This window comes from Sphaerisporangium rhizosphaerae, assembly GCF_042665155.1.
Taxonomy (GTDB): domain Bacteria; phylum Actinomycetota; class Actinomycetes; order Streptosporangiales; family Streptosporangiaceae; genus Sphaerisporangium; species Sphaerisporangium rhizosphaerae.
Genome location: NZ_JBHTCG010000039.1, coordinates 1 through 24,454, shown reverse-complemented (window position 1 = coordinate 24,454; position 24,454 = coordinate 1). Strand labels below are relative to the sequence as shown.

Sequence of the window (24,454 nt, the reverse complement as noted above, 5' to 3'; positions counted from 1 at the left end):
CGGCCCGCGCGAGGCGCGCGGGGGCCGGCCGGAGACGGCGGGGTCAGGAGGTGGCGGTGGCCGAGGGGGTCGGCGTCGGCGAGGGGGGCTCGCTCGGGTCACCGCAGGGAATGCCCTGCTCCACGACGATGGTCACGACCTTGTCCACCGCCCAGGACGTGCCCGGCGCCGGGGTCTGGTCGACCACGCGGCTGCACCCCTCGGAGCTCGGCTCCCCGCTGATGTCCACCTTGGCCTTGAAGCCGGCCGCCCGCAGCCTGGTCACCGCGTTGGCCTGCAGCAGATTGATCACCGCGGGCACGACCCTCTTGATCGCCGGGGACTTGCTGACGGTCGGCGACGGCGACGGAGTGCGCGTCCTGGTCGCGCTCGGCGACGGCGACGGATCAGAGGGCGTGGGCGAGGGGGACGGCTCGGTGTGCGCCGACCCGGCCACCGTGTCACGCGGGCTGACCGCCGGCCGGGGAGAATTCCTCTTCTTGGGCGGAGGCGAGGCGCTGGGGGCATCCGCCGACGGCGAGGGGGGCGCTCCGGCGGCCGAGGCGTCGCGGGCCCCCGCGACCTGGTTGAACAGGATCGCGCCGCCGCCGCCGAGGACGGCCCCGGCGGCGATGACGCCGATGATGAGGGTGGCCTTGCCGCGGCTGGGAGCCGCGGCGCGGCGGCCGCGGGGCCCGCGCGGGGCTGGGGGCGGGGCGGAGGCGGCGGTGACGGCCGGAGGCGCGTGCGCTCCGGTCGGGTGCGTGCCGACCTGGTACGTGCCCGCCTGGTACGAGCCGGCCTGGTGCGCACCGGTCGCGTGCGCCGGGCCCGGCATGATGTACGCCGGAGGCGGCCCGGTGGCCGGCCCGCGGTCGCCCTCGCCCCAGCCGCCGGCGGCCTGGTTCATCCGCACACCGGTCTCCGGCGAGGCGATCTGGTGCGGGTGCCCGGCCATCGTCGCGGTGCGCTGTGCGGAGATCATGCCGGTCAGTCCGGTGACCCCGGCCACCGCGGCCGAGGCTCCGGTGTCCTCGCGCATGGCCTGCCGCGCGGCCACGCTCATCTCGGCGGCGCTGTGCCACCGGCGTGCCGGATCCTTGACCAGAGCCCGCTCGACCAGGTGCCGCACGGCGGGCGGGACGTCGGGCGGCAACGGGGGCGGGTCCTCGCGGATGTGCTTGAGCGCGATGGTGACGGGCGTGTCGCCGTCGAAGGGCCGGTAGCCGGCCAGGCACTCGTAGGCGACCACGCCCAGCGCGTACAGGTCGACGGCCGGGGTCACCGGCTGCCCCTCGGCCTGCTCGGGCGCGCAGTAGGCGGCCGTGCCGAGGACCATGCCGGCGTCGGTCAGCCGGTGGCCCATGTCGGCGCGGGCGATGCCGAAGTCGGTCAGGACGAGCGAGCCGTCCGGGCGCACCAGCAGGTTGCCCGGCTTGACGTCGCGGTGGACGATGCCCCGGTCGTGCACCGCCTGCAGGGCCGAGGCCGCCTGGGCGATGAGCTCCATGGCGGGCTCGGGGCCGATGCGGGTGAGCCGGGTGAGCAGCCGGTCCAGCGGCTCCCCGTCGACGAACCGCATGACCAGGTAAGCGGTGGGCCCGTCCCCCGGGACCTCGCTGACACCGTAGTCGTAGACGTCCACGACCCCCGGGTGGTTGATCGTGGCCATGGCGCGCGCCTCCCCCTGGAAGCGCGCGGCGAACCCGGGATCGTCCATGCGACCCGGTAAAAGCACCTTGACGGCGACGGTGCGCGCCAGGACGGTGTCCTCGCCCCGCCACACCTCACCCATGCCGCCGGCACCGAGACGGACGTCCAGCCGGTAACGTCCCGCCAGCGTGGTCCCTTGGGCAACCATCTCTCCCCCGCTAACCCCAATCCGCGTTCAACACGACGTCACCCCAGAGTTCTCCAACCAAGCGGATTTGTGTCGCGACAAGGTCACGCCGGAGTCACAAAACCCTGTGGCGGTATCGACTCGCGCCGGGGTGTCAGCGAGTCGTAACGCCGTGTTCGACGCAACGGGCGGACCAGCCCCGAGGCGTCACCTGCACCACCAGCCGGCGTCGGCACGCCGGACAGTAGCGAGGCGGCTCCATGAGCCGTGCGGCCTGACATGCGGAGTGGTCCTCGTCTCCCGCGAGACGTCCGCAATGGTCGCAGTAAGGGCTCACGCCAAGAGCGTATTCCATCGATCCCCGCCAAGGCCGCCAACCGGCGAAGGTGGTGCCAGACCGCGCGAACAGGATGGCGCCGGACAGCACCGTAGGCTTGCCCGCATGACGATCGTTCCAGGGCTGCGCGCCGAGGTGCTCATCATGGTCGAGCGGGGGGACACCGCGATGAAGGTGGGCAGCGGCGATGTGCCGGTGCTGGGCACGCCGCGGCTGCTGGCGTTCGCTGAGGCGGCCACCGTGCGGGCGGTGCGGGACCACCTCGCCCCCGGGCAGACCTCGGTGGGCACCAAGGTCACCCTGGAGCACCGCGCGGCGAGCCCGGTGGGCGCGCACGTGGCGATCTCGGCCGAGCTCGTCCAGGTGGACGGCAGGCGCCTGGTCTTCGAGGTCACCGCCACCGAGAACCGTCGCACGGTGGCGGTCGCCACCATCGAGCGCGTCGTCGTCGACCGCGAGAGCTTCCTCGCCCGCATCCACTACTGACGACGGCCGTGATCGACGACGCCGACCGTGATGCGAAACAACGGCCGAGATCCGACGACGACGGCGGTTACGCGATGAGGTCGGCTGCCACCCTGCTGCCACCCGGCCGGCGGCATGCTGACGGCGGCTCTCACTCGATGACGGCGATCAGGTCGCCCTCCTGGATGACGTCGCCCTCGGCCACCTTCAGCCGGGTCACGACGCCGGAGTCCTCGGCGAGCACCGGGATCTCCATCTTCATCGATTCCAGGATGACCAGCGTGTCGCCCTCGCTGACCCCGTCGCCCTCGGCGACCTCGATCTTCCAGACGTTCGCCACCATCTCGGCGCGTACTTCCGCCATCGGAACTCCCCTCAACCAATGATCGACCGGGTCGGAAGGCCCCGCCCATCGTCGCACTCCCGCGCCCCCCGAGCGAGTACCTCACCCGCCCCCGCCCGACGTCGCCGCCTCGAAGGCGCCGGCCACCGAGCTCAGCGAGCGCTGGGGGTGAGGCGGTCGATGACCCTGGCCATGGACTCCACCACCGCGGGGTCGTACTCGCCGCCGCCGTCGAGCCGGAGCCGTTCCAGGGCGGCCGCCGCCCGGTCGCGGTCGGTGGAGCCGCCCACCAGGTCGTCGTAGGCGTTGGCCGCCTTGATGATGCGGCTGGCGAGCGGCGGGGCCTCCGGCCCGGAGAACGGGTCGCCCTGGCGGCGCACGATGTCGGCGACGCGGTCGAGCACGCCGGTCTTCCTGATGATCTCGGCGCCCAGCTCGGCGATGCTGCGCGCCTGCTCGGGATCGGTGAGCACGGTCGCCCCGCCCGGGATCGGGTCGCGCAGGGACAACTGGCCGATGTCGTGCATGAGCGCGGCGTACTCCAGCTCCAGCAGCTCGGGCTCGGGCATCCCGAGTTCGCGGCCGATCGCCAGGGAGAGCATGCTCACCCGGCGCGAGTGGCCCGGCTCGACGTACCCGCCGACCTCGGTCACCCGGGCGAGCGCGCGCACGGTCTGCAGATAGGTGGCGCGGATTCCCGCGTACTTGCGGAAGGCGACCTGGGTGACCAGCAGCGGCGCCGCGAACACGACGAGTGCCGCGAGGTTCATGCTGTGCGAGGCCAGCGCCAGCAGCGTGCCCGAGGCGGCGACCGCGGCGCCGAGCGGCGCGGCCATGCGCAGCTCGTCCCGGACGGCCACCCGCAGCGCCGTGCGCACCTGCTCGGCCCGCAGCACGGCGGCGATGACCACGTCGGCGGCCAGCATGGCGGTGATGAGCACGGCCATCACGCCGAGCACCACCCACCAGGGGCCGTCGCCGCGGTCGGTCGTCTCGTACAGGACCGCGGCGAGCGGGCGGTAGGCGAAGGCGAGCAGGGCGCCCGACAGCAGCCGGCGCGCGATCGCGTCGAGCCGGGGCGGCCGGCCGACGGCGATGTGCGGGAGCGCGCCGAGCGTCATCCCGGCCGACATGACGGCCACCACCTGCAGCGCGGAGTGGCGCGTCGGCACGCCGCCCACGTCCAGGAGCAAGGTGTACCCCAGGGCCGCCGCGGCGCCGATGGGCGCGACCTCGCGGTTGCCTGGCATGGTGAGCCTGGCCAGTTCGCCGGCGGCGACCAGGGCGCCGAAGGCGATGGCGATGTGCGGGTCGGCCAGCCCGACGGCGGCCGTGTGCGCGATGCCGGCGACGGTGACCATGCCGGCGGCGCAGATCAGCAGGAGCTGGCCGGAGTCGAGCCCGTTGATGGGCCGGGAGGCGACGCTCACCGCTCGGACACCACTTCGATCGGCGTGGTCGGGTCGTCGTGGTCCTTGGCGACGGTCTCGACGTCCTGGTCGGCGGGCGGCGCGGGCATGGCGCCCGGAGCGTCCCAGCCGCGCCGGTCGACGGCCTTGATGAAAGCGATCACCATGACGGGGTCGAACTGCGTCCCCGACCCCTTGCGCAGCTCGGCGAGGGCCTCCTCCAGCGACTTGGCCTTGCGGTAGGCGCGGTCGGAGGTCATGGAGTCGAAGGCGTCCGCCACGGCGATGATGCGGGCGAACTCGGGGATCTCGGCGCCCGCCAGGCCCATCGGGTAACCCTTGCCGTCCTGCCGCTCGTGGTGGTGCATGATGCCGGCGAACGCCTCGTCCAGGAAGTCGATGCCCCGGACGATCTCCAGCCCGCGCATCGGGTGCAGCTGGATGGCGGCGTACTCCTCCTCGGTCAGCTTGCCGTCCTTCTGCAGGACCTTGGTCGGCACGCCGAGCTTGCCGACGTCGTGCAGCATGCCGGCGTAGCCGATGGCGCGCATGCGCTCAGGGCCCATGCCGATCTCCTGCGCGATCATCGTGGAGGCGCTGGACACGCGGGTGCAGTGGCCGCGGGTGTAGTAGTCCTTGGTCTCGACCGCCTGGCACAGCGCGGCGATCGTCGCGTCGTAGGACCGCTGCTGGGCCAGGTACTGCCCGAACGCCCACCGGGCGATGAACAGCGGCAGCAGCACCAGCACCGCCGAGATCGACTGCACCGTGGCCCACAGGCCCGCGATCAGCAGGCCGAAGGTGGCGTAACCCAGGTAGGACACCAGGAACTGGGCGACCGAGCGCAGCGGCACCTCTCCGAGGCGCAGCTGCCCGGCCAGCGACAGCATCACGGTGAACAGCACGGCGTTGAGCGGGACGAACACCGCCGCCGCGCCCATGAACGGGACGAGCAGGTCGGTGAACCGGCCCACGCTCGGCACGTCCTGCTGGCCGCCGAGCGACTCGAACACCCACCCCGCGGTGTAGCCGCACAGCGCGAACTGGGCGCCGTTGAACAGCCGTTTGTGCAGGGGGAGCCCCGGCCGGACGCTCAGAACCGCCGTCGCCCCGACCAGGGCCGCGCCTACATCGCCCACCAGCACCACCGCCGCGAGCGCCGCGGAGAAGCTGACGGACATCGCCGCCTGCTCCACGTTGAGCAGCGTCGGCACCGACTCGCACACCAGGAACAGCAACGCGAGGACCAGCAACGTGGGCCATTCGCGCCCAGCCAGGCGCCCCGGGTCGATGAGACCCCGGACGATCAGCGCCGCCGCCACCGCGACGACCGCGACGAGATATGCCTTGGCCGGCCAAGGTAGTTCACGCATTGCGACCGCCTCGGGCCGTCACGAGCACGCGCTCAGGTCCAGGAAATGCCCGTGGGCACGCCGAGGGCGCCCCCCGTGAGAACCACCAGAGCAAGCGCGCCCAGAGCCCATGCCAGGCCGCCGACGCTCACGGCCGCCACCAGGCGTGTGGCCATTGCCTTCACCATGTGCCGCCTCCCCTCGAATCCGGATTCAGGCTACAGAAGCGGAGGTGACGCGCAGGGGAAGTCGAAGAATCGCATCCAAAGCGTAATCAAACCACTACCCGTAGCTAACGAGTTCTGGCCCATTCGACGGTGGCCTTCAGGCCGGTGGGCAGGTCGGTGCGGGGGTGCCAGCCGAGCCCGTCGATCGCCGGCGCCGGGTCGACGGCCATGGCGGGAAGGTCGCCGAGCCGCGCCGGCTCGGGCCTCGGCTCGTCAGGCGCGCCCGCGGCGGAGGCCACCAGGGAGTGCAGCTCGCGGTCGGTGGTCTGCACGCCGGTGCCCAGGTTGAACCTGCGGCCGTCGCCGCGGTCGCCGCACGCCCGGACGAACCCGTCCACGACGTCGTCGACGAAGATGTAGTCGCGCGTCTGGGACCCGTCGCCGTAGACCACCGTCGGCGCGCCGCGCAGCAGCGCGTCGGTGAAGATCGACACCACGCCCGCCTCCCCGGCGGGCGACTGGCGGGGACCGTAGACGTTGGACAGCACCAGCGTGGTGTACGACAGGCCGTGCAGCGCCCGGAACATCGACAGGTACAGCTCGCCGCTCAGCTTGGAGGCGGCGTACGGCGAGCGCGGGTCGGTGGCGGCGTCGCCCGGGACGGGGATCACGGCCGGGCGGCCGTACACGGCGACCGAGGAGGCGTAGAGGACCTTCCTGGCCCCGGCGGCGTGCGCCGACTCCAGCATGTTGACCGTGCCCTCGACGTTGAGCCGGGCGTCGTGCACCGGATCGGCCACGCTGGCGCGCACGCTGATCTGCGCGGCCAGGTGGCAGACCACCTCGGGGCGCCACTCGCCCATCAGCCCCCGCAGGGCCGGATCGCGGACGTCGAGCTCGTGGAACCGGAACCGCCGGTGCTCCCGCGCGCCGGCCAGGTTCGCCAGGTCGCCCGAGGACAGATCGTCGACGACGGCCACCTCGTGGCCGTCCGCGAGCAGGCGGTCGACGAGGGTCGAGCCGATGAAGCCGGCACCGCCGGTTACGAGAAGCCGCATCCCGGTATCTTAGGCGATCTCCTCGCACCGGCCCGGGGCGCCGGACCCGTGTCCCGGAAGGCCGGAACCCCCGCGGGCCGGGCCGCCCGCCGGCCCCGGCCCTTCGCCCGGCGCGATCACTCGCGCGGCTCGGCCGCTCGCCCGGCGCGGCCACGTGCCCGCCGTGACGGACGTGGATGCCGCGGTCGTCCGCGCCGGTTCCGTACGTGCTCGGCGGGCGTGGCCGTTCAGTCGGCGGCGAGCTCGGAGCGTACCGCCTGGATGCGCTTGAGCACCTTGGACCTCAGGTCCTCGGGGACGGGGTCGCAGCCGCAGTGCTTGGCGACCAGCTGCTTGACGACCTGCTCCAGGCCGTACTCCTCAAGGCAGGGGCCGCACTCGTCGAGGTGCTGCCTGATGTCCGACCGCCGGTTCTCGTCCAGCTCGCCGTCAAGGAAGGTGTAGACCTTGTCCAGCACTTCCTTGCAGTCGGTGTCGTGCGGGTTGCCACAGCTCATGACCGACACCCCGCCGACGCGCCGGCGCCGTCTCCGCGGCCGCCCTTCCTCGATGATCGGCCGGTGTCACCCCACTGCATCACGACGGGTCCTCCGATCGCACAAGCCCGCGTTCGCGCGCGTAATCCTCGAGTTGCGTCCGCAGCTGGCGCCGCCCGCGGTGCAGGCGGGACATCACGGTCCCGATGGGAGTGCCCATGATGTCGGCGATCTCCTTGTACGGGAAACCCTCGACATCGGCCAGGTAGACCGCCATCCGGAAATCCTCGGGGAGGGCGGCGAGCGCCTGCTTGACATCGCTGTCAGGAAGGTGCTCCAGCGCCTCTACCTCGGCGGACTTCAGGCCGCCCGACGTGTGCGACTCAGCGCGCGCGAGCTGCCAGTCCTCGATCTCCTCGGTGCCGGCCTGCTTGGGCTCCCGCTGCTTCTTGCGGTAGCTGTTGATGAAGGTGTTGGTCAGGATGCGGTAGAGCCAGGCCTTGAGGTTGGTGCCTTCCTGGAACTGGTGGAAGGACCCGAAGGCCTTGGCGAAGGTGTCCTGAAGCAGGTCCTCCGCGTCCGCGGGATTCCTGGTCATCCGGAGCGCCGCGCTGTAGAGCTGGTCGAGGTACGGCATGGCGTCACGCTCGAACCGCTCACTGCGCTGCTCCAGAGTCTCCTCGGCTGTCTTGGAGACCGGACCCACCCCCTTATACGCGCCGTACACAGCCGAGAATACCGGCTTGCGCACGATCGACCGATCGCCGACCTCGGCCATCAGCATGGGACGGAACCTCCTCGCGTGTTTACACGCGTCTGCAACACGCGAGGCATAGCATCTGTTCCCGGTAAGTAGAAGGTGACGAACGACCCGGTACGGGGAAAAAGATACGTACCGGCTGGTAGCGATTCCCCGGAGCCCCGACCGTCCAGGAGCCATTGTGCTGCCCATCCCAGCCAACGAACTGAACGGCTCAGGCGCACTCGGGCCGTACTGGACCTTCTACCACGCCGTCGTCGCCGAGCAGCTCAAACGGTGGCTTCCCGACCGGCCGGGCCTGGTGCTCGACCTGTCCGGCGGCCGCGGGCGCTGGCCCGTCCAGGCGGCGGGCGCGGGACACCACGTCATCGAGGTCGTCGACTTCCGCCGTCCCTCCGCCCCCGGCCTGCGCGACGCCTCCAACCGCATCCGCCGGGTGCGGGCCGACGACCTGTCGTTCCTGCCCGACGCCTCGGTCGACGCGGTGATCGCCGAGGAGCGCGCCCTGTCGCTGGAGCTGATGGCCGAGTCCACGATCGAGGACGTCGTGCGCGTGCTCAGGCCCGGCGGCCGGGTGCTGGCGTGCGTCGACTCGCTGGTGCTCGGGATGGCGATCATGGCCGAGCAGAACTACTGGGCCCACCTGTGCCAGACCGGCACGGGCGAGGTGATGCTCGTGCCGTGGCCGGACGGCAGCATCACCCGCTGCTTCAGCAGCGTCCAGCTGCGCGAGCTGCTGACCGACGCCGGCCTGGAGGTGGAGTGGATCCGGCCGCGCACGGTGCTGTCGCCCTCCACCGTCGACCACGTGCTGGCCGCCGACACGCGCGCGCTCAACTGGCTCGTCCGCACCGAGCTGGAGGCCCACCCCGACGACGACGACACCGTGGGGATCCACCTGGTGGCCAGCGCCCGCAGGCCCCGCTAGGGCGGTGACCACACACGTTCGCGGCCGCGGCTCTCCACCCCCGGCCATGTGCTGGAGGTGATCGGCGCCGGGTCGGCGGGTCGCGGTACGGCGATGCCGGCGCCTGCCACGGCGCCCGGCCCGGTGAACGTTCGTGGCCTCAGCGGCGGCGTTCGCGTTCGGACTGGCACCTCACACAACGGGCCGCCTCGGGCCGGGCGGCGAGCCGGCCCTCCGGCACGGGCTTGTCGCAGTCGACGCACCTGCCGTAGACGCCGGCGTCCAGCCGTTCGAGGGCGTCCACCACGGCCGTGCGATGGCGCGTCGCGACATCGATCATGGCCTGGGCCCGGTCGGCGCCGGTGAGGTCGGACCCGGCGTCGGCCGCCGACCTGTCCGCCACGGCGACGGGGTCACCACGCAGCACCATGATGGACCGGTCGAGTTCGGCCAGCATGTTCTTCAGTTGGGCACGAGCGGTCGCGTCGTCCACGAGTCCGCACCTCCGGGAAGGAAACGGGGTGAAGCCTGGGACGGGACCCCCCGGACATCCCGCCTGGCCGTCTTTCCCACCTCTGAGCGGTGACCCTCTGCCAGGACTCTGTTCCGGCACGTCATCGCCTTCCTCACCGGATGCCCGTTCCGCCGGGGTCTTACACCGCCCGGGGCTCAGAACAACGCGGTTTCGGAACTCTCCGGCTCCATGAGGTGCGGGCCGTTATTGCGGACGCTGTTGACCTCGCTGGACACCGGGTAGGCGGCGAGCCCGCTCGGCGGGGCGTCCTCCAGCAGGCCCATCACCTCCGCCGGGTCGGTGCGCCCGGGGTCGAGCCAGTCGGCCCACATGTCGCGCTTGATGATCACCGGCATGCGGTCGTGGATGTGCCCCAGGTGGTCCTCGGCCGTCGTGGTGATCACCGTGCAGGTGGTGAGCCACTTCAGCGGGTCGTCCTCGGCGCGGGTCGGGTCCTTCCAGAACTCGTACAACCCCGCCATGGCCATCACGCCGCCGTCCTCGGGGTGGATGAAGTAGGGCTGCTTGGTCTTCTTGTCGGTCCGGTGCCACTCGTAGTAGCCGTCGGCCGGGATCAGGCAGCGGCGCTTGGCGAAGGCCCTGCGGAAGGACGGCTTCTCGGTGAGCGTCTCGACCCGGGCGTTGATCATGCGGGAGCCGATGGAAGGATCTTTGGCCCAGCTCGGCACCAGCCCCCACTTGACCACCTCCAGCCGACGGACCGGCTCTCCCGGCCCGTCGCCGGCGTCCGCCGCGCGCTTCTCGCCGCCGGCGTCGCCGCCCCCCGCGCCCTCGCCCTTGCCCGGCGGCCGTTCCATCACGGCGTAGACCTTCTTGGTGGGGGCGACGTTGTAGTCGGGTTTCAGCTCATCGGACGCCCCGTCCTCCGCGACGGTGAACTCCTCGAGCAACTCCTGGCGCTTGCGCGCCGACGCGTATCTCCCGCACATGCCCATAGACTGCCGCACTCGCGCGCCTGGCGCGTCCCCTCACGCACGAACGGCCCTGCGCGGGCGAGGCCCGGCGTCACCCCTCGCGAGGGGTGGCTCCCGGTAGGCTCAGGGCTATGTCAGCTCCCCTGTGGCGCGCGCCCGTGGCCCACGGGCCGGTGGACGCGACCGTCCAGCTGCCCGGGTCCAAGTCGGTGACCAACCGCGCCCTGCTCCTCGCCGCCCTGGCCGACGGCCCGGGCACGGTCCGGCGCGCGTTGCGCAGCCGCGACGCCGACCTCATGGTCGCCGCGCTCCGCTCGCTCGGAGCCGGGCTGACCTCCTCTGAGGAGTCCGCCTTCGGCGCCGACTGGCACGTCGAGCCCGGCCCCGTGCGCGGCGGCGCGTCGATCGACGTGGGGCTCGCCGGCACCGTGATGCGCTTCGTCCCCCCGATGGCGGCGCTGGCCGACGGCGAGGTCGCCTTCGACGGCGATCCGCACGCCCGCACGCGGCCGATGGGCCCGATCCTCGCCGCGCTGCGCACCCTCGGCGCCGAGGTCACGGGCGACGCCCTCCCCTTCACGATCAGGGGGCCGCTCACCGGCGGCGAGGTGACGCTGGACGCCTCGGCCTCCTCCCAGCTCGTCTCCGGGCTGCTGCTGACCGCCCCGCGCCTGGAGAAGGGCGTCACCGTGCGCCACAACGGCCCTCCGGTGCCGTCGATGCCGCACATCGAGATGACCGTGCAGATGCTCCGGGCGGCCGGGGTCGGCGTGGACGACACCGAGCCGGACGTCTGGCGGGTCGAGCCCGGCCCGATCGCCGCCCGCGACCTCACCGTCGAGCCGGACCTGTCCAACGCCGCCCCCTTCCTGGCCGCCGCCCTGATCACCGGCGGCTCGGTCACGATCCCCGGCTGGCCGTCCGAGACCACCCAGGGCGGTGACGCGCTGCGCACGCTGCTGGCCGGCATGGGCGCCACCGTCACCCGCGTCGGCGGCGATCTGCGGGTCACCGGCTCCGGGCGCATCGGCGGCATCGACGCCGACCTGCACGACGTCGGCGAGCTGACCCCGACGCTCGCCGCGCTGGCCGCGCTCGCCGACTCGCCCAGCACGCTGCGCGGGGTCGCCCACCTGAGGGGCCACGAGACCGACCGGCTCGCCGCGCTCGCCGCCGAGATCAACGGCCTGGGCGGCGACGTCACCGAGACCGCCGACGGCCTGGTGGTCAGCCCGCGCCCGCTCCACGGCGGCGTGTTCCGCTCCTACGCCGACCACCGCATGGCGACGGCCGGCGCGGTCATCGGCCTGGCCGTGCCCGGGATCGAGGTGGAGGACATCGCGACCACCGCCAAGACCCTCCCCGAGTTCGCCCGCATGTGGGCCCTGATGCTGGAGGAAGCCCGCTGAGGAAACGGGAGTACGACGAGGACGACGTACGGGTCCGGCCGGGCAAGGGGTCCCGGCCGAGGACCAGGCGCCGTCCCGCGCACGAGGACGCCGTCCCCGGGTTCGTCGTGGCCGTCGACCGGGGGCGCTACACCTGCCTGGTCGGGGGCGGGGTCACCGAGACCGGCGTCGACGGCCGTGGCAGGCGGGACGATCCGCCGCGCCCGGTGACGGCGATGCGTGCCCGCGAGCTCGGCCGCAAGGGCATCGTGGTGGGCGACCTGGTCAGCCTGGTCGGCGACACCTCCGGCCGGCCCGACACCCTGGCGCGCATCGTCCGGATCGAGCCGCGCACGTCGATGCTGCGGCGCAGCGCCGACGACACCGACGAGGTCGAGCGCCCCATCGTCGCCAACGCCGACCAGTTGGTGATCGTCACGGCGCTGGCCGACCCGCCGCCCCGCCCCCGCATGATCGACCGCCTGCTGGTGGCCGCGTTCGACGCCGACATCGAACCGCTGCTCTGCCTCACCAAGGCCGACCTGGCCGCGCCCGACGACCTCGTCGCCCGCTACGAGCCGCTCGGCGTCCCCTATCTGGTGGTGCGCAAGGGCGGCGACCTCGACCCCGTGCGCGAGAGGCTGGACCACCGGCTGAGCGTCCTGGTCGGGCACTCGGGGGTCGGCAAGTCCACCCTGGTCAACGGCCTGGTGCCGGACGCCGGGCGGGCCGTCTCGCACGTCAACGCGGTCACGGGCCGCGGGCGCCACACCTCCAGCTCCGCGGTCGCCCTCGAGCTGCCCGGCGGCGGGTGGATCATCGACACCCCCGGGGTGCGCAGCTTCGGCCTCGGCCACGTGGTGGTCGACAACGTGCTCGCGGCCTTCCCCGCCCTGGCCGAGGGCACCGTCCACTGCCCGAAGGGCTGCACCCACCGCAGCGAGGAGTGCTCGCTGGACGCGTGGGTGGCCGAGGGGCACGCCGACCCGATGAGCCTGGCGTCCCTGCGCCGCCTGCTCGCCAGCCGCGACGGCGAACCCGACGACGACTGAGGCGGCACCCGCGGCGTTTCCTCCGGCTCCACCGGAGACGCGGAGAACACGACCTATCACCATGCTTCAGGGGCTACGCGAGATACGCGGCGTATCACGATGTTCACCGGAGACGCGGAGTACGCGGCGTATCGCCATGCTTCGTGGACGACGCGCCGTGCGGGATGAGGTGACCCAGCATGACGGGGTTGCGACGCTTCGAAGCCGGACAGGACTGCTGAAACGGGCGGCGGCACGATAGCGTTTGTCCCTGTGACGGGTTATAGCGACGACCTGCGACTGGCCCACATGATGGCCGACAGCGCCGACGACCTGACCATGCGCCGGTTCCGGGCCGTCGACCTGCGGGTCGACACCAAACCCGACCTCACCCCGGTGAGCGACGCCGACCGCGCCGTCGAGGAGGCCATCCGCGGCACGCTGCGGCGAGCCCGCCCGCGCGACGCCGTCGTCGGCGAGGAGATGGGCAAGACCAGCGGGTACGGCTCCCGCTGCTGGATCATCGACCCGATCGACGGCACGAAGAACTACGTGCGCGGCGTCCCCGTATGGGCCACCTTGATCGCCCTCATGGAGCACGGGCGCGTCGTGGTCGGCGTGGTCTCGGCCCCGGCCCTCGGCCGCCGCTGGTGGGCGGCGCGCGACGGCGGCGCGTGGACCGGGCGCAGCCTGACCAAGGCGTCCCGCTGCCAGGTCTCCTCGGTGAGCCGCCTGCACGACGCGTCGTTCTCCTACTCCAGCTTCGGCGGCTGGGAGGATCGCGGACGCCTTCAGGAGTTCCTCGGCCTGGCCAGGGCCGTGTGGCGCACCCGCGCCTACGGCGACTTCTGGTCGCACATGATGGTCGCCGAGGGCGCGGTCGACATCTCGGCCGAACCCGAGCTGTCCGCCTGGGACATGGCGGCGCTCACCGTGATCGTCGAAGAGGCGGGCGGCGTGTGGACCGACTTGTCCGGCGCGCCGGACGTCGAGGGCGGCAGCATGGTGTGCGCGAACCCCATGCTGCATCCCGAGGTCCTCAAGCGCCTCGGCGACTGACGGCCGGAGCGCGGGTCAGCGCCTGCGCCACCCGCCGGCCGGCACCCCCCGGCTGGCACCAGGCGGCCGGTACCAGGCGGTCCTGCCGGGTGCGGGTCAGCGCCCGCACCACCCGCCGGTGAACGCCGGTGAACGCCGGTCAGCGCTCGTCGGGGGGTCGTGAGATGACCCGGTCGTCGAGGTAGCAATCACAGTTTCCGCACCCTGGGAGCATCGCCCCTCCTCCTCGCCGTCGTCCCCCCGACGCTACGGCACATCCCCGCGAACGTTACTGTCCGTGCGGGAACAGTCGCGTATCAGCGACCGTCCAATGGCGGGCGGCATGCTCGGTCGACCTGCGGGGACCGGCGCTCCTTGAGGTGCTTCACCAGCCCCTCCGAGGCGGCTTCGACCATGGTGAGCACGTCGAGGAAGCCTTCGGCGCCGCCGTAGTAGGGATCGGGCACCTCGGCCCCCTCGGGCGCGGCCGGGTCGAAGGAGCGGAACAGCCTGACCTCGGCCCCGGGGGGCGCGAGCCGGCGCAGCGCCCTGAGGTTGTCGGCGTCCATGACCAGCACCAGGTCGCGTTCGGCGAACCACCGCGCCTCGAACTGCCGGGCCCGGTGGCCGGACCCGTCGTAGCCGTGGGAGGACAGCGTCGACAGCGCGCGCTCGTCCATGGGCATGCCCGCGTGCCACCCGCCGGTGCCGGCGCTGTCGACGGTCACCTGGTCATCGAGCCCGTGGTCCGCGAGCACCCGCCGCAGGACGGTCTCGGCCATCGGCGAGCGGCAGATGTTCCCCATGCACACCAGGCATACGCGCGTCATGAACGCCATGATGGGCCATGAACGCCCATGGTCGCGCCGGTGGCCCCGCGAACACCACGCGCAGGTAGACCATCATGCCTCCAACACCATGGGCGGGTAGAGCGTCATGGAACGTTCACCACGATAGTGACCCGGCCCGTTCATTCTTCGTTCACCTTGAACCGGGAATCAAGTCATCTTCGCTGCCTACCGTCCTACCCGTTAAGAGAACAACGTGGAAGGACAACAGACGTGAAGTATGCAGGCCGGCTCGCCGTAGCCGCCATCGCCGGCGTGCTTTCGCTCGCTGCGTGCGGCACCGACAACAACGGCGGTGGCACCGACACCGCTTCGGCCCCCGCGAGCAACGCGGGCGGCGGCGCCCTCAGCGGCACCATCAACGCGGCCGGCTCCTCGGCTCAGGCCAACGCCATCGCCGAGTGGAAGAAGTCGTTCCAGTCGTCGAACCCCGGCGTGAGCATCAACTACCAGCCCAGCGGCTCGGGCGCGGGCGTGCAGGCCTTCATCCAGGGCACCGTCGCGTTCGCCGGCTCCGACTCGGCGCTCAAGGACGACAAGGGCGAGCCGGCGCAGGCCGACGCGCGCTGCAAGACCGGCAAGGCGATCAACCTGCCGATGGTGATCGGCCCGGTCGCGGTCGTTTACAACCTGCCCGGCGTGGACAACCTGCAGCTGTCCCCGGCGACCATCGGCGGCATCTTCAACAGCCAGATCACCAAGTGGGACGACGCGGCGATCAAGAAGGACAACCCCGACGCCAAGCTGCCGTCCACCGCGATCCAGGCGGTCCACCGCTCGGACGAGTCCGGCACCAGCGACAACTTCACCAAGTTCCTGAAGGCCACCGCCGAATGGCCCTACGAGCCCGCCAAGGCGTGGCCCGCGGAGGCCAAGGGCACCGGCGCCAAGGGGTCGGACGGCATCGCCCAGACCGTCAAGGGCACCGAGGGCACGATCAGCTACGTCGAGCTCTCCTACGCCGAGAACTCCAGCCTGACCAAGGCGAAGGTCTCCAACGGCTCCGGCGAGTTCGTGGAGCTCACCCCCGAGAGCGCCGCCAAGACCGTCGAGGCCGCCGAGATCAAGGGCACCGGCAACGACCTGAAGCTCTCGATCGACTACGCCACCAAGACCGCGGGCGCCTACCCGATCGTCCTGGTGACCTACGAGATCACCTGTGAGAAGGGCCTGTCGGCCGACGACTCCAAGCTCGTCAAGACCTTCCTCACCTACACCGCGAGCGACGAGGGCCAGCAGGCCCTGACCAGCCTGGGCTACGCGCCGCTGCCGGCCAGCCTGGTCACCAAGGTTCGCACGGCCGTCGAGGCGATCTCCTAACTCGATGGCCACGCCACTTCGTACACGCGAGGGCGGGCCGGCCACTGGCCGGTCCGCCTTCCGGCGCAGTCGCGGCGAAGGCCCCTTCCGGTTCGCGACGACCGGCGCCGGCATCCTCCTGCTCGCCATCATGGCGGCCATCGCGATCTTCCTGATCGTGAAGGCCGTTCCGGCCCTCCAGGCCAACACCGCGAACTTCCTCACCGAGAAGAACTGGACGCCGAACGCGACCCAGCCGGCCTTCGGCATCGCGGCTCTGGCGTTCGGCACCATGATCAGCTCCTTCCTCGCGCTGATCATGGCGGTGCCCGTCGCCATCGGCGTGGCGCTGTTCATCTCGCACTACGCGCCGCGCCGCCTCGCCGGGGTCCTCGGTTACGTCATCGACCTGCTGGCGGCCGTCCCCAGCGTCATCTACGGCCTGTGGGGCGTGCTGTTCCTCGTCCCGCTCGTCAAGGGCCCCTACACCTTCCTCAACACCTACCTCGGCTGGATCCCGCTGTTCGGGGGTGACGGCGTCTACGGCAAGTCGATCATGACGGCCGCGCTCGTGCTGGCGATCATGATCCTCCCGATCATCGCCGCCATCTCCCGCGAGGTGTTCCTCCAGGCCCCCACGATGCTGGAGGAGGCGTCGCTGGCCCTGGGCGCCACCCGGTGGGAGATGATCAGGATGTCGGTGCTGCCGTTCGGGCGTCCCGGCGTCATCAGCGCCGCGATGCTCGGCCTCGGACGGGCGATGGGCGAGACCATCGCGGTCGCGCTGATCTTCCCCGCCACCTTCGACATCACGTTCAAGGTGCTGTCCAACAGCGGCAACAGCATCGCCGCGAACATCGCCAACGGATTCGGCGAGGCGACCCCGATCGGGCAGGGCGCGCTGATCGCCTCAGGTCTGGTCCTGTTCGTGATCACCCTGGTGGTCAACATGGCCGCGCGCCTGATCATCGCCCGCCGCAAGGAGTACTCGAGGGCCGCCGCATGACCATGTCGCCCAGTGTCATCACTCCGGTCTCCGTCAGCCGGCGGGTCAAGAACCGCATCGTGCAGGGGCTGGTCTGGCTGGCCTTCGCCATCGCGGTCGTCCCGCTGGTGTCGGTGCTCTGGCTGGTGATCAAGAACGGGCTCGCCCGGTTCGACGTCGAGTTCCTGACCCACTCGATGCGCAACATCGGCCCGCGCGACGCGGGCGGCGGCGCCTACCACGCCATTCTCGGCACGCTGGAGCAGGTCGGGGTCGCCACGCTGATCTCTGTGCCGATCGGCCTGCTGACCTCGATCTACCTGGTGGAGTACGGCCGGGGTCGTCGCCTCGCCCGCTCCATCAGCTTCTTCGTCGACGTGATGACCGGCATCCCCTCCGTGGTGGCCGGTCTGTTCATTTTGGCGTTCTGGGTGCTGATCCTCGGGCTCGGCTACTCCGGCTTCGCCGGGGCGCTCGCCCTGTCCATCCTGATGATGCCGACCGTGGTCCGGTCCAGCGAAGAGATGCTGCGCCTGGTCCCCAACGAGCTGCGCGAGGCGTCGTACGCGCTGGGCGTGCCCAAGTGGAAGACGATCGTGCGCATCGTGCTCCCGACCGCGTTCACCGGCATCATCACCGGCATCATGCTGGCCATCGCCCGCGTCGCGGGCGAGACGGCGCCGCTGCTGCTGACGGTGTTCATCACCGACTCCATCAACCCGGACCCGTTCCACGGGCCCCAGATGGGCCTCCCGCTCTACATCTTCGACCAGATGAGCCGCCCGAACGACACCGCGATCGACAGGGCATGGGCCGGAGCCCTCACCCTCATCCTGTTCGTCATGCTGCTCAACCTGGTGGCGCGCCTCATCTCGTGGTGGCGCTCTCCCGCCAAGGGCCGATAAGGGGTTTTCGACAATGGCCAAGCAGATCGAGGTGTCCGACCTCGACGCGTACTACGGATCGCACAAGGCGATCGAAGGCATCACCATGACGATCGAGCCCCGCTCGGTCACCGCCTTCATCGGCCCGTCCGGCTGTGGCAAGTCGACCTTCCTGCGCACGCTCAACCGCATGCACGAGGTCATCCCGGGCGCCCGCGTCGAAGGCAAGATCATGCTGGAGGACCAGGACCTCTACGGGACCGAGGTCGACCCCGTCTCGGTGCGCCGGACGGTCGGCATGGTCTTCCAGCGGCCGAACCCGTTCCCGACGATGTCCATCTTCGACAACGTCGCCGCCGGCCTGCGCCTCAACGGCCGGGTGTCCCGTTCCGAGACCGAGGGCATCGTGGAGACCTCGCTCAAGGACGCGAACCTGTGGAACGAGGTCAAGGACCGGCTCAACAAGCCCGGCTCCGGCCTGTCCGGCGGTCAGCAGCAGCGTCTGTGCATCGCCAGGGCCATCGCCGTCAGCCCCGCCGTCCTGCTCATGGACGAGCCCTGTTCGGCGCTGGACCCCATCTCGACGCTGGCCATCGAAGACCTGATCTCCAAGCTGAAGAACGACTACACCATCGTGATCGTCACCCACAACATGCAGCAGGCGGCGCGGGTCAGCGACAGGACGGCGTTCTTCAACCTGGCCGGCCAGGGCCAGCCCGGCAAGCTCGTCGAGATGGACGAGACCTCGAAGATCTTCACCAACCCCACCCAGAAGGCGACCGAGGACTACATCACCGGGCGCTTCGGATGACCCGCTCGTAAAGGAGATGGTGTGAGCCAGCCGCAGGCGGCACCTGTAGTGGACGGGGACACTCGGCCGGCGCCCATGCTGCTGGTTGCCGATCCCGACGCCGACTTGGTGCGGGAACTGGCGTCGGCGCTCGAGCGCGAGGGCATCCTCGTGGCGGGCGTCCTGGACGGGGCGCAGGCCCTGCTCCAAGCGGGCGCCCTCCGGCCGGACGTGGTGCTCGTGAGCGCCACGCTTCCGGTCATCGGGCCGGTCGACTTCGTCCGGGCGGTCCGGCTCGCCCGGGCCGTGCCGGTGCTGCTCGGCGTGGGCGAGGGGCACGCCGAGCAGGCCGTCCAGGCCCTCGCCGCGGGCGCCACCGCGTGCGTCGCACGGCCCTACCGCGTGCCCGAGCTGCTGCCGCTCGTGCAGGCGGCCTTCCCCGGGGACGTCGCGGGGCGCGGGGTGCTCACCGTGGGAGGCGTCGAGCTCGACGTCGGCGCCTACCAGGTGCGCGTGGCCGGGTCGCCCGTCCACCTGCCGCTCCGCGAGTTCGAGCTGCTGCACTACCTGATGCGCAACGCCGACCGCACGGTGACGCGCGAGCAGATCATGCGCCACGTCTGGCACGCCGCGGACAGCATGTCGACCAACACCATCGCGGTGCACGTCAAACGCCTGCGCGCCCGCCTCGGCGACGAGGACGACCAGCTGATACAGACGGTACGCGGGGTCGGCTACCGCCTGGTGACACCCGCCTGACCGCCAGGCGACGATCGCCCGGCCGATCCTCCCGGCCGGGCACCGGCGGCGCCGGCCAGGGAGCGGCCCACCCGCCGCCGGCCGGCGGACACGAGGCCGGCGGACACGAGGCCGGCGGCCTCGGACGCCTCAAGGCCGTGGCGGTCTGACCGGCCCTCAGGAGCCGGTGACGACCGCCCGGTCGGCGGCGTGGTCGGCGGCGTGGTCGGCGGCGATGCGGGAGATGACCTCATCGTCGCAGTTCTCCCAGAACGCGCCGACGACGTCCTCCAGATGGGCGAGCGACTCCGCGCGGAACAACACGTCCTGGTACTTGGTGATGTCGTACGCGGTGGTGCCCATCGCGCCGATGTCGAGCGGCCGGATGTCCATGCCGCGGAACTCCTCGATCTCGCCGTAGGAGGACAGGATCCCGGCGCCGTACGCGCGGTCTTCCCCGTTCTCCGCGAGCACGCCGAACTCCATCGTGAACCAGAACACCTTGGAGACGAACTCCAGCGCCTCCTGCGTCTCGACCCTGCGGGCGGCCGCGCCGGCGAGCCGGTAGAGGCCGGCGAACCGGTCGGACGCCAGCGCGTTGGCGTGCCCGATCACCTCGTGGATCACGTCCGGCTCGGGAGTGTAGAACGGCACCGAGTGGTGGCGGATGTACTGCGTCGAGTGGAACAGGCCATCGGCCAGCACGCCGTAGAAGTCGCGGAGCGGCACAAGGCCCGCGGCCGGGAGGTACCGGAAGCCGGTGAGCGGCGCCAGGAGGTCGCCCACTTCCTGGAGCTGCGGGATGCGGTCGGTGGGAAGCCCGAGCCGCTCGAACCCGCGCAGGTACTCCGTGGCTGCGTACGCACGGTGCTTGACCGCGAGTTCCCGCGCGACCAGGGCCCAGACCTCGTGCTCCCGCTCGGTGTACTCCACCACGGGAACCGGCCGTCCGGCCACGTGGTTCAGCGCGAGGGCGGCGATGGCGTTGCGGCGCTCACGGTAGGCGGGATCCGCGACCCCGGGGTGGCTCGCCGCCAGCTCGACGACGACGGACCCGTCCTCCCGCGTGGCCACCGGGGCGAAGTATTGGGCTTCTTCGAACATGACAGAAATATCGGCAATCGGGGGTTTCGCTGGCAAGAGCGGCCACTTGAGATGGTCATTCCCACCAGAACAGCCCCCTCAGACCTCCCCAACACTGGTCGATCCGCCCACCCTTCCTCCGCACCCCCCTGTCCACCCCTCACAAGCCACCGGCCCCCTCCACCCCGACCGCTACCACCGCCACCGCCACCGCCACCGCCACCACGGCCACCACCCACGAGTACCGCCGCCACCACCGCCGCCCACCCGTACCGCCGCCCACGGATTGGCCATCGGGGTGGCAGCCACGGCTGGACCACCCGCCTGCATGCCGGGAGGGCTCGTTCTGATCCCGCTGTGCCGGTCCTGGCTCGATGGGCTACCTGGTCCTTGGACGTGGCGTGGTCCTCGGTCGTGACGAGGCCGTACCCTCGGGCCATGCCTACGGCTCATGGTCCCGTCGATCCTCTGGACGCCCGGCTGCTCACCACCATGCGGGCGCATCCGCGCATCGGCCTGACCGAGTTGGCGCGCCTGCTGGGAGTGGCCCGAGGCACCGTTCAGGCCCGCGTCGACAAGCTTCTCGCCCGCGGCGTCATCGGCGACTTCGGCCCGACGGTCGTCCCCGCCGACATGGGATATCCGATCCTCGCCTTCGTGTCCCTGCAGATCTCCCAGGGCAGGCTGGCGGAGGCTGTGGAGGCGCTGGGAGCCGTCCCGGAGATCCTGGAGGTATATGGCACCAGCGGCCAGGCCGACCTGCTCTGCCGCGTGGTGGCGCGTTCCACCGTCCAGCTTCAGGAGATCATCGCGCGCGTCCTGGCCTCCCCTGCCGTCCAGCGCACCGACACCACCATCGCCCTCTCGACGCAGGTGCCCTACCGCGTCGAACCCCTCCTGAGAGCCGCAACCCGCCCAGACCCCGAATGACGGCACCGTCCACCACCGAGAGAGCTAGTGGAGAGCTGAGAACCTCCCGGCCGGCCCGACGCAGCCACTCTCACAGACCACCACGTACGCAGGACCGTACCCGCGGGACCGGCCCCTGAGCGGGAACGAGACCCGAGCAGGACCGGAGACCGGTCGCGTATCAGGTCGAGAGAGAGCCCTGGGCTCAGCCCTCCTGGGAGTCGCATCTCTCCCTGTCCAGACAGACCCGGTTCGCAAGAGCCTGGAGGAAGATCTGCTGTGCCTGGTCGAACGACGTGGCGACCATGGCTGCGCCGTTCGTCACGCGGGCGATCTGCTTGAGTTCCGCCGCGTCGGCGTCCTCGCCGTAACCGATCAACGTGATCGTGACGGGCCGGCCGGGATCGAACTCCTTCTGCAGCGTGGCCAGCAACTCGTTGAGCTTGATGCCGTGACGGTCGTCGTCCCGCCCGTCGGTGAACACGATGACCGAGCTGAGCATGTTCTTGACCTGGCGCGCCGAGGCGGAGCGGAAGGCAGCCAGCACCGCGTCGTACAGGCCGGTGTCGCCCTTGATGTGGTCGGGCAGTTTGCGCAGAGCCCGTTCCACCTCGGGCCCACGTTGCTGCAGCGGACCGACCGGCACCAGTTCCTTGTAGTCCTTGTCGCCGTCCAGGCCGGTCGCGAAGATCCACAGGCCGATGTCGCCGCCCTGCGGCAGTGCGCGGACCCCCGCCGCGGCGACGTCCGCCAGGGCGCGCACCCGCGTGGCCCCCATCCCCGGGACCTGTTTCCCCATCGACCGGCTGACGTCCAGCAGCAGCAGATTGCGGGTGTCGGCGAGAAGCAGCCTCATCGACAGCAGCGACCGCAGCCGCGTCATGGCGACCGGAGCCGTGATCTCCTCCGGAGGTTCGACGCGCACGCCATGCCGCTCGTCCATGGCGGCCCCGGCCCTGCCTGACGGATCACGGAACCCCGACGCCTGCAGCAACGCGCGGCCGGTGCCGGACAGCACCACTCCGCGGAACTCCTCGGCGGCCCGCATCTTGACGGCGTCCTTGGTCATCGGGACGTAGGGATAGTCCAGGGCCAGCGTTCCCTCCTCCGGATAGAGCCCCACCACCAGACCGTCCGTCCGCGCGCCGTTGTGCCGCCAGATGGCCTGCTCGCTGTCCACGATGATCGGATCGGTGCCCTTGGCGGGCCGCTCGACGAGGTCGAACAGCGCCTCCCGGGAGGGAAGGACCGACCGCTTCAGGTTCGTCGTCATGCCCTGCACGATCTTCAGCGCGGCCGGCCGGTCCGCCACGGCCGTGTTCAACGCGTCCAGCGCGACCAGCCCTGAGGCGAACCTGCTCGGCGCGGGCAGGGTCGTAGACGCCTTCGGCAGCCTCTTCTTGGTCGACGACGTGGGCACCAGCAACATCCACGAAGCCCGCACGTGCGCCAGCTCCCCGACCGCCAGCCCCGCCTCGGCGTCCGCTTCACTCACTCCGACACCGTCGCCCGCTTCGTCACCGTCACCGGGATCGTCGGCGTCGGCCCCGTCCGAGCCGCCTGAGGCAGCCTTCTTGTCGCCAGCCGGCCTGCCATGGCCGGACCTCTTCTTGGCGTGCTCGCCCCCGGCGACGAGCTTGACGGCGGTCCTCTCCGTCACACCCATGATCACTGGCGAGCGTGCGATCGACGTCCCTGGGGAGAACAGCTCGCGATCGGCGCCCTGGACCTTCGCCAGGTCCACCCACACCGAATCGTCGGGCACCCAGACGTCCAGGAGATCCTTGCGAAGCGCCAACTCGTCGGCCACATCGGCAGGACTTCCGGTGAGCACCGTCACCGAGGCACAACCGCCGTCTTTGGCGTACCTTTCGGCCACCTGCTGGAGCGCCGGCCCCATCTCCGGCGCGGCCATCACCCGCAACTGCGGATGCTCGGCGCACGCCGAACGGCTCACCAGCGCATACGCCCCGCCCACCAATGACGCCAGCAGGACGACGCCCAGCGAGAGCGCGACGACCGCCCGCCTGCGGACCGTGGCCAGCGGGCCGGACGTCCTCGCCGCTTCCAGCAAGCCCGCGAACCGGTCGCGCCAGGACGGCGCCTCCTGGCTCCACGCGTCACCGTCAAGGGGATCGGGATTACGATGCCTGCCTGTCACGACGTCACGCCCTTAACGCCAACAAAGGACACTCAACGAAGATCTCCCCCAGGTACGGGGAAGCGTAGCGTGTCCCCTGGTCGGCGAACCCCACTCCGATCGGCCACCTGAATAACGGATTGACTCCGATTGTCAGACCCTCGGACGCACGGCCCACCACCGCGACCACCACCCCGGTACGTCCCTGGATACCGCCCCTTGTGAACGTCAGGACGCGGCGGCCGGCCAAGGCGCTGAGAACGTAGTCCGACTCGGCCGTGTTGCGAGCGACCCAGCCGAGGCCAAGCCGTAGGACGAGGCCGCCCCCGGCCCTACCGACTCGGTCCCCCCGCACCAGCCTCACTACCGCCCCATCTGGACTGAGGCCCCACTACCGCCCCATCCGACGGACCGAGGCCTCACTACCGCCTCGTTGACGGACTGAGGCCCCACTACCGCCCCATCTGACGGACTAACGATCGGGGTGGGCAGCGACCCTCGGACCACCCACCCGCATGCCGGGCGGGTCCCATTCGCTTGCCCCCGGGCGGGCACGGATGTGCCCGTTCTCCCGGTCGTGGTCCTGGGTCCTGGGTCTTGGCCGGCCCGCGGGATAGGAGTCCCCAGGTGGGCGCGAGGTTTTGTAACAGCGGATCCAGGGGTCTGAAGCTGAAGCAGCCCTGAAATGCAGGTAGGCCATCCACACCGTGGATGGCCTACCTTGCATAACACACATAACTATCTATCAAATTTTGTCCGGCGGTGTCCTACTCTCCCAC

At 71.1% G+C, this 24,454-nt stretch carries 24 protein-coding genes; 11 read left to right on the top strand and 13 right to left on the bottom strand.

The annotated features are described in order from the left end of the window. Positions 1-43 precede the first annotated feature (43 nt). A complete protein-coding gene (locus ACFQSB_RS35170) occupies positions 44-1,840 on the bottom strand; it encodes a serine/threonine protein kinase (protein WP_380831218.1) in 1,797 nt (598 codons plus the stop codon). Between the two features lie 133 nt (positions 1,841-1,973). Then, positions 1,974-2,174 carry a biotin synthase auxiliary protein BsaP gene (gene bsaP, locus ACFQSB_RS40495; protein ID WP_452576387.1) on the bottom strand — a complete coding sequence of 67 codons (201 nt, stop codon included), beginning with the start codon at positions 2,172-2,174 and terminating at the stop codon, positions 1,974-1,976. 87 nt (positions 2,175-2,261) lie between these two features. Here bsaP and ACFQSB_RS35165 point away from each other — a divergent pair, with 87 nt between their 5' ends. Then, the gene (locus tag ACFQSB_RS35165; RefSeq protein ID WP_380831216.1) at positions 2,262-2,642 is read left to right on the top strand and encodes a thioesterase family protein; all 381 of its coding nucleotides are present in this window, start codon (positions 2,262-2,264) and stop codon (positions 2,640-2,642) included. 130 nt (positions 2,643-2,772) lie between these two features. On the opposite strand, the gene ACFQSB_RS35160 is transcribed toward ACFQSB_RS35165, so the two are convergent. The 6 genes from ACFQSB_RS35160 to ACFQSB_RS35135 all read right to left on the bottom strand — a co-directional run bounded on the left by ACFQSB_RS35160 (position 2,773) and on the right by ACFQSB_RS35135 (position 8,063). After that, positions 2,773-2,985, bottom strand: a complete 213-nt coding sequence (locus ACFQSB_RS35160; RefSeq protein ID WP_380831214.1) for a biotin/lipoyl-binding carrier protein — start codon at positions 2,983-2,985, stop codon at positions 2,773-2,775. A 131-nt stretch (positions 2,986-3,116) separates the two neighbouring features. Next, on the bottom strand, positions 3,117-4,394 hold the full coding sequence (locus tag ACFQSB_RS35155) for an HD-GYP domain-containing protein (protein ID WP_380831212.1): 1,278 nt from the start codon (positions 4,392-4,394) through the stop codon (positions 3,117-3,119). Further along, on the bottom strand, positions 4,391-5,746 hold the full coding sequence (locus ACFQSB_RS35150) for an HD-GYP domain-containing protein (RefSeq protein WP_380831211.1): 1,356 nt from the start codon (positions 5,744-5,746) through the stop codon (positions 4,391-4,393). Before ACFQSB_RS35150 ends, ACFQSB_RS35155 begins: the two co-directional genes overlap by 4 nt. Positions 5,747-6,017: 271 nt before the next feature. Further along, positions 6,018-6,950, bottom strand: coding sequence for an NAD-dependent epimerase/dehydratase family protein (locus ACFQSB_RS35145; protein WP_380831209.1), 933 nt, complete (start codon positions 6,948-6,950; stop codon positions 6,018-6,020). 227 nt (positions 6,951-7,177) lie between these two features. Beyond that, positions 7,178-7,447: a mycothiol system anti-sigma-R factor gene (gene rsrA / locus ACFQSB_RS35140; RefSeq protein WP_380831207.1), complete on the bottom strand. Its 270-nt coding sequence runs from the start codon at positions 7,445-7,447 to the stop codon at positions 7,178-7,180. Between the two features lie 79 nt (positions 7,448-7,526). Continuing rightward, positions 7,527-8,063: a sigma-70 family RNA polymerase sigma factor gene (locus ACFQSB_RS35135; RefSeq protein ID WP_380831281.1), complete on the bottom strand. Its 537-nt coding sequence runs from the start codon at positions 8,061-8,063 to the stop codon at positions 7,527-7,529. A gap of 304 nt (positions 8,064-8,367) precedes the next feature. On the opposite strand from ACFQSB_RS35135, the gene ACFQSB_RS35130 reads away from it, so the two are divergent. After that, the gene (locus ACFQSB_RS35130) at positions 8,368-9,114 is read left to right on the top strand and encodes a class I SAM-dependent methyltransferase (RefSeq protein ID WP_354852967.1); all 747 of its coding nucleotides are present in this window, start codon (positions 8,368-8,370) and stop codon (positions 9,112-9,114) included. 139 nt (positions 9,115-9,253) lie between these two features. Here the strand turns inward: ACFQSB_RS35130 and ACFQSB_RS35125 are convergent, their stop codons facing one another. Further along, entirely contained in the window at positions 9,254-9,586 is a 333-nt protein-coding gene (locus ACFQSB_RS35125) for a TraR/DksA family transcriptional regulator (RefSeq protein WP_354930593.1), read from the bottom strand. 176 nt (positions 9,587-9,762) lie between these two features. Further along, entirely contained in the window at positions 9,763-10,557 is a 795-nt protein-coding gene (locus ACFQSB_RS35120; RefSeq protein WP_380831205.1) for an SOS response-associated peptidase, read from the bottom strand. Positions 10,558-10,673: 116 nt separating this feature from the next. On the opposite strand from ACFQSB_RS35120, the gene aroA reads away from it, so the two are divergent. From aroA to hisN, 3 genes are all read left to right on the top strand, one after another. Next, on the top strand, positions 10,674-11,951 hold the full coding sequence (gene aroA / locus ACFQSB_RS35115) for a 3-phosphoshikimate 1-carboxyvinyltransferase (RefSeq protein WP_380831203.1): 1,278 nt from the start codon (positions 10,674-10,676) through the stop codon (positions 11,949-11,951). Continuing rightward, positions 11,921-12,982, top strand: coding sequence for a ribosome small subunit-dependent GTPase A (rsgA, locus tag ACFQSB_RS35110; protein WP_380831201.1), 1,062 nt, complete (start codon positions 11,921-11,923; stop codon positions 12,980-12,982). The genes aroA and rsgA overlap by 31 nt, the downstream gene beginning before the upstream one ends. A 252-nt stretch (positions 12,983-13,234) precedes the next feature. Beyond that, positions 13,235-14,020 (top strand): histidinol-phosphatase, encoded by a 786-nt coding sequence (gene hisN, locus ACFQSB_RS35105; RefSeq protein ID WP_354852975.1) that lies wholly within the window; start codon positions 13,235-13,237, stop codon positions 14,018-14,020. Positions 14,021-14,316: 296 nt separating this feature from the next. On the opposite strand, the gene ACFQSB_RS35100 is transcribed toward hisN, so the two are convergent. Beyond that, the gene (locus ACFQSB_RS35100; RefSeq protein WP_354852976.1) at positions 14,317-14,829 is read right to left on the bottom strand and encodes a low molecular weight protein-tyrosine-phosphatase; all 513 of its coding nucleotides are present in this window, start codon (positions 14,827-14,829) and stop codon (positions 14,317-14,319) included. A 231-nt stretch (positions 14,830-15,060) separates the two neighbouring features. Between ACFQSB_RS35100 and pstS the strand changes: the two genes are divergently transcribed. From pstS to ACFQSB_RS35075, 5 genes are read left to right on the top strand one after another with little or no spacing between them, the layout of a single operon-like run. Further along, a complete protein-coding gene (gene pstS / locus ACFQSB_RS35095; RefSeq protein WP_380831199.1) occupies positions 15,061-16,167 on the top strand; it encodes a phosphate ABC transporter substrate-binding protein PstS in 1,107 nt (368 codons plus the stop codon). A 4-nt stretch (positions 16,168-16,171) separates the two neighbouring features. Next, positions 16,172-17,152 (top strand): phosphate ABC transporter permease subunit PstC, encoded by a 981-nt coding sequence (gene pstC / locus ACFQSB_RS35090; protein ID WP_354852980.1) that lies wholly within the window; start codon positions 16,172-16,174, stop codon positions 17,150-17,152. Further along, on the top strand, positions 17,149-18,036 hold the full coding sequence (gene pstA / locus ACFQSB_RS35085) for a phosphate ABC transporter permease PstA (RefSeq protein WP_380831197.1): 888 nt from the start codon (positions 17,149-17,151) through the stop codon (positions 18,034-18,036). Before pstC ends, pstA begins: the two co-directional genes overlap by 4 nt. A gap of 13 nt (positions 18,037-18,049) precedes the next feature. Beyond that, on the top strand, positions 18,050-18,826 hold the full coding sequence (pstB, locus tag ACFQSB_RS35080) for a phosphate ABC transporter ATP-binding protein PstB (RefSeq protein WP_380831195.1): 777 nt from the start codon (positions 18,050-18,052) through the stop codon (positions 18,824-18,826). Positions 18,827-18,847: 21 nt separating this feature from the next. Next, positions 18,848-19,564, top strand: a complete 717-nt coding sequence (locus ACFQSB_RS35075) for a response regulator transcription factor (RefSeq protein WP_354930614.1) — start codon at positions 18,848-18,850, stop codon at positions 19,562-19,564. Positions 19,565-19,720: 156 nt separating this feature from the next. Here ACFQSB_RS35075 and ACFQSB_RS35070 read toward each other — a convergent pair whose 3' ends face one another. Continuing rightward, entirely contained in the window at positions 19,721-20,647 is a 927-nt protein-coding gene (locus ACFQSB_RS35070) for a phenylalanine 4-monooxygenase (RefSeq protein ID WP_380831193.1), read from the bottom strand. A gap of 417 nt (positions 20,648-21,064) precedes the next feature. On the opposite strand from ACFQSB_RS35070, the gene ACFQSB_RS35065 reads away from it, so the two are divergent. Then, positions 21,065-21,556, top strand: a complete 492-nt coding sequence (locus ACFQSB_RS35065; protein ID WP_354930620.1) for an Lrp/AsnC family transcriptional regulator — start codon at positions 21,065-21,067, stop codon at positions 21,554-21,556. A 184-nt stretch (positions 21,557-21,740) separates the two neighbouring features. Here the strand turns inward: ACFQSB_RS35065 and ACFQSB_RS35060 are convergent, their stop codons facing one another. Continuing rightward, positions 21,741-23,696, bottom strand: coding sequence for a substrate-binding domain-containing protein (locus ACFQSB_RS35060; RefSeq protein ID WP_380831191.1), 1,956 nt, complete (start codon positions 23,694-23,696; stop codon positions 21,741-21,743). Between the last annotated feature and the right edge of the window lie 758 nt (positions 23,697-24,454).

Excerpts from the sequence above, each read along its gene's own strand:
- rsrA (WP_380831207.1), bottom strand. The coding sequence starts at position 7,447 with ATGAGCTGTGGCAACCCGCACGACACCGACTGCAAGGAAGTGCTGGAC.
- ACFQSB_RS35170 (WP_380831218.1), bottom strand. The coding sequence starts at position 1,840 with ATGGTTGCCCAAGGGACCACGCTGGCGGGACGTTACCGGCTGGACGTC.
- pstB (WP_380831195.1), top strand. The coding sequence starts at position 18,050 with ATGGCCAAGCAGATCGAGGTGTCCGACCTCGACGCGTACTACGGATCG.
- ACFQSB_RS35135 (WP_380831281.1), bottom strand. The coding sequence starts at position 8,063 with ATGCCGTACCTCGACCAGCTCTACAGCGCGGCGCTCCGGATGACCAGG.
- ACFQSB_RS35160 (WP_380831214.1), bottom strand. The coding sequence starts at position 2,985 with ATGGCGGAAGTACGCGCCGAGATGGTGGCGAACGTCTGGAAGATCGAG.
- pstC (WP_354852980.1), top strand. The coding sequence starts at position 16,172 with ATGGCCACGCCACTTCGTACACGCGAGGGCGGGCCGGCCACTGGCCGG.
- bsaP (WP_452576387.1), bottom strand. The coding sequence starts at position 2,174 with ATGGAATACGCTCTTGGCGTGAGCCCTTACTGCGACCATTGCGGACGT.
- ACFQSB_RS35165 (WP_380831216.1), top strand. The coding sequence starts at position 2,262 with ATGACGATCGTTCCAGGGCTGCGCGCCGAGGTGCTCATCATGGTCGAG.
- ACFQSB_RS35070 (WP_380831193.1), bottom strand. The coding sequence starts at position 20,647 with ATGTTCGAAGAAGCCCAATACTTCGCCCCGGTGGCCACGCGGGAGGAC.
- pstA (WP_380831197.1), top strand. The coding sequence starts at position 17,149 with ATGACCATGTCGCCCAGTGTCATCACTCCGGTCTCCGTCAGCCGGCGG.
- ACFQSB_RS35100 (WP_354852976.1), bottom strand. The coding sequence starts at position 14,829 with ATGACGCGCGTATGCCTGGTGTGCATGGGGAACATCTGCCGCTCGCCG.
- ACFQSB_RS35065 (WP_354930620.1), top strand. The coding sequence starts at position 21,065 with ATGCCTACGGCTCATGGTCCCGTCGATCCTCTGGACGCCCGGCTGCTC.
- ACFQSB_RS35150 (WP_380831211.1), bottom strand. The coding sequence starts at position 5,746 with ATGCGTGAACTACCTTGGCCGGCCAAGGCATATCTCGTCGCGGTCGTC.
- ACFQSB_RS35120 (WP_380831205.1), bottom strand. The coding sequence starts at position 10,557 with ATGTGCGGGAGATACGCGTCGGCGCGCAAGCGCCAGGAGTTGCTCGAG.
- ACFQSB_RS35145 (WP_380831209.1), bottom strand. The coding sequence starts at position 6,950 with ATGCGGCTTCTCGTAACCGGCGGTGCCGGCTTCATCGGCTCGACCCTC.
- aroA (WP_380831203.1), top strand. The coding sequence starts at position 10,674 with ATGTCAGCTCCCCTGTGGCGCGCGCCCGTGGCCCACGGGCCGGTGGAC.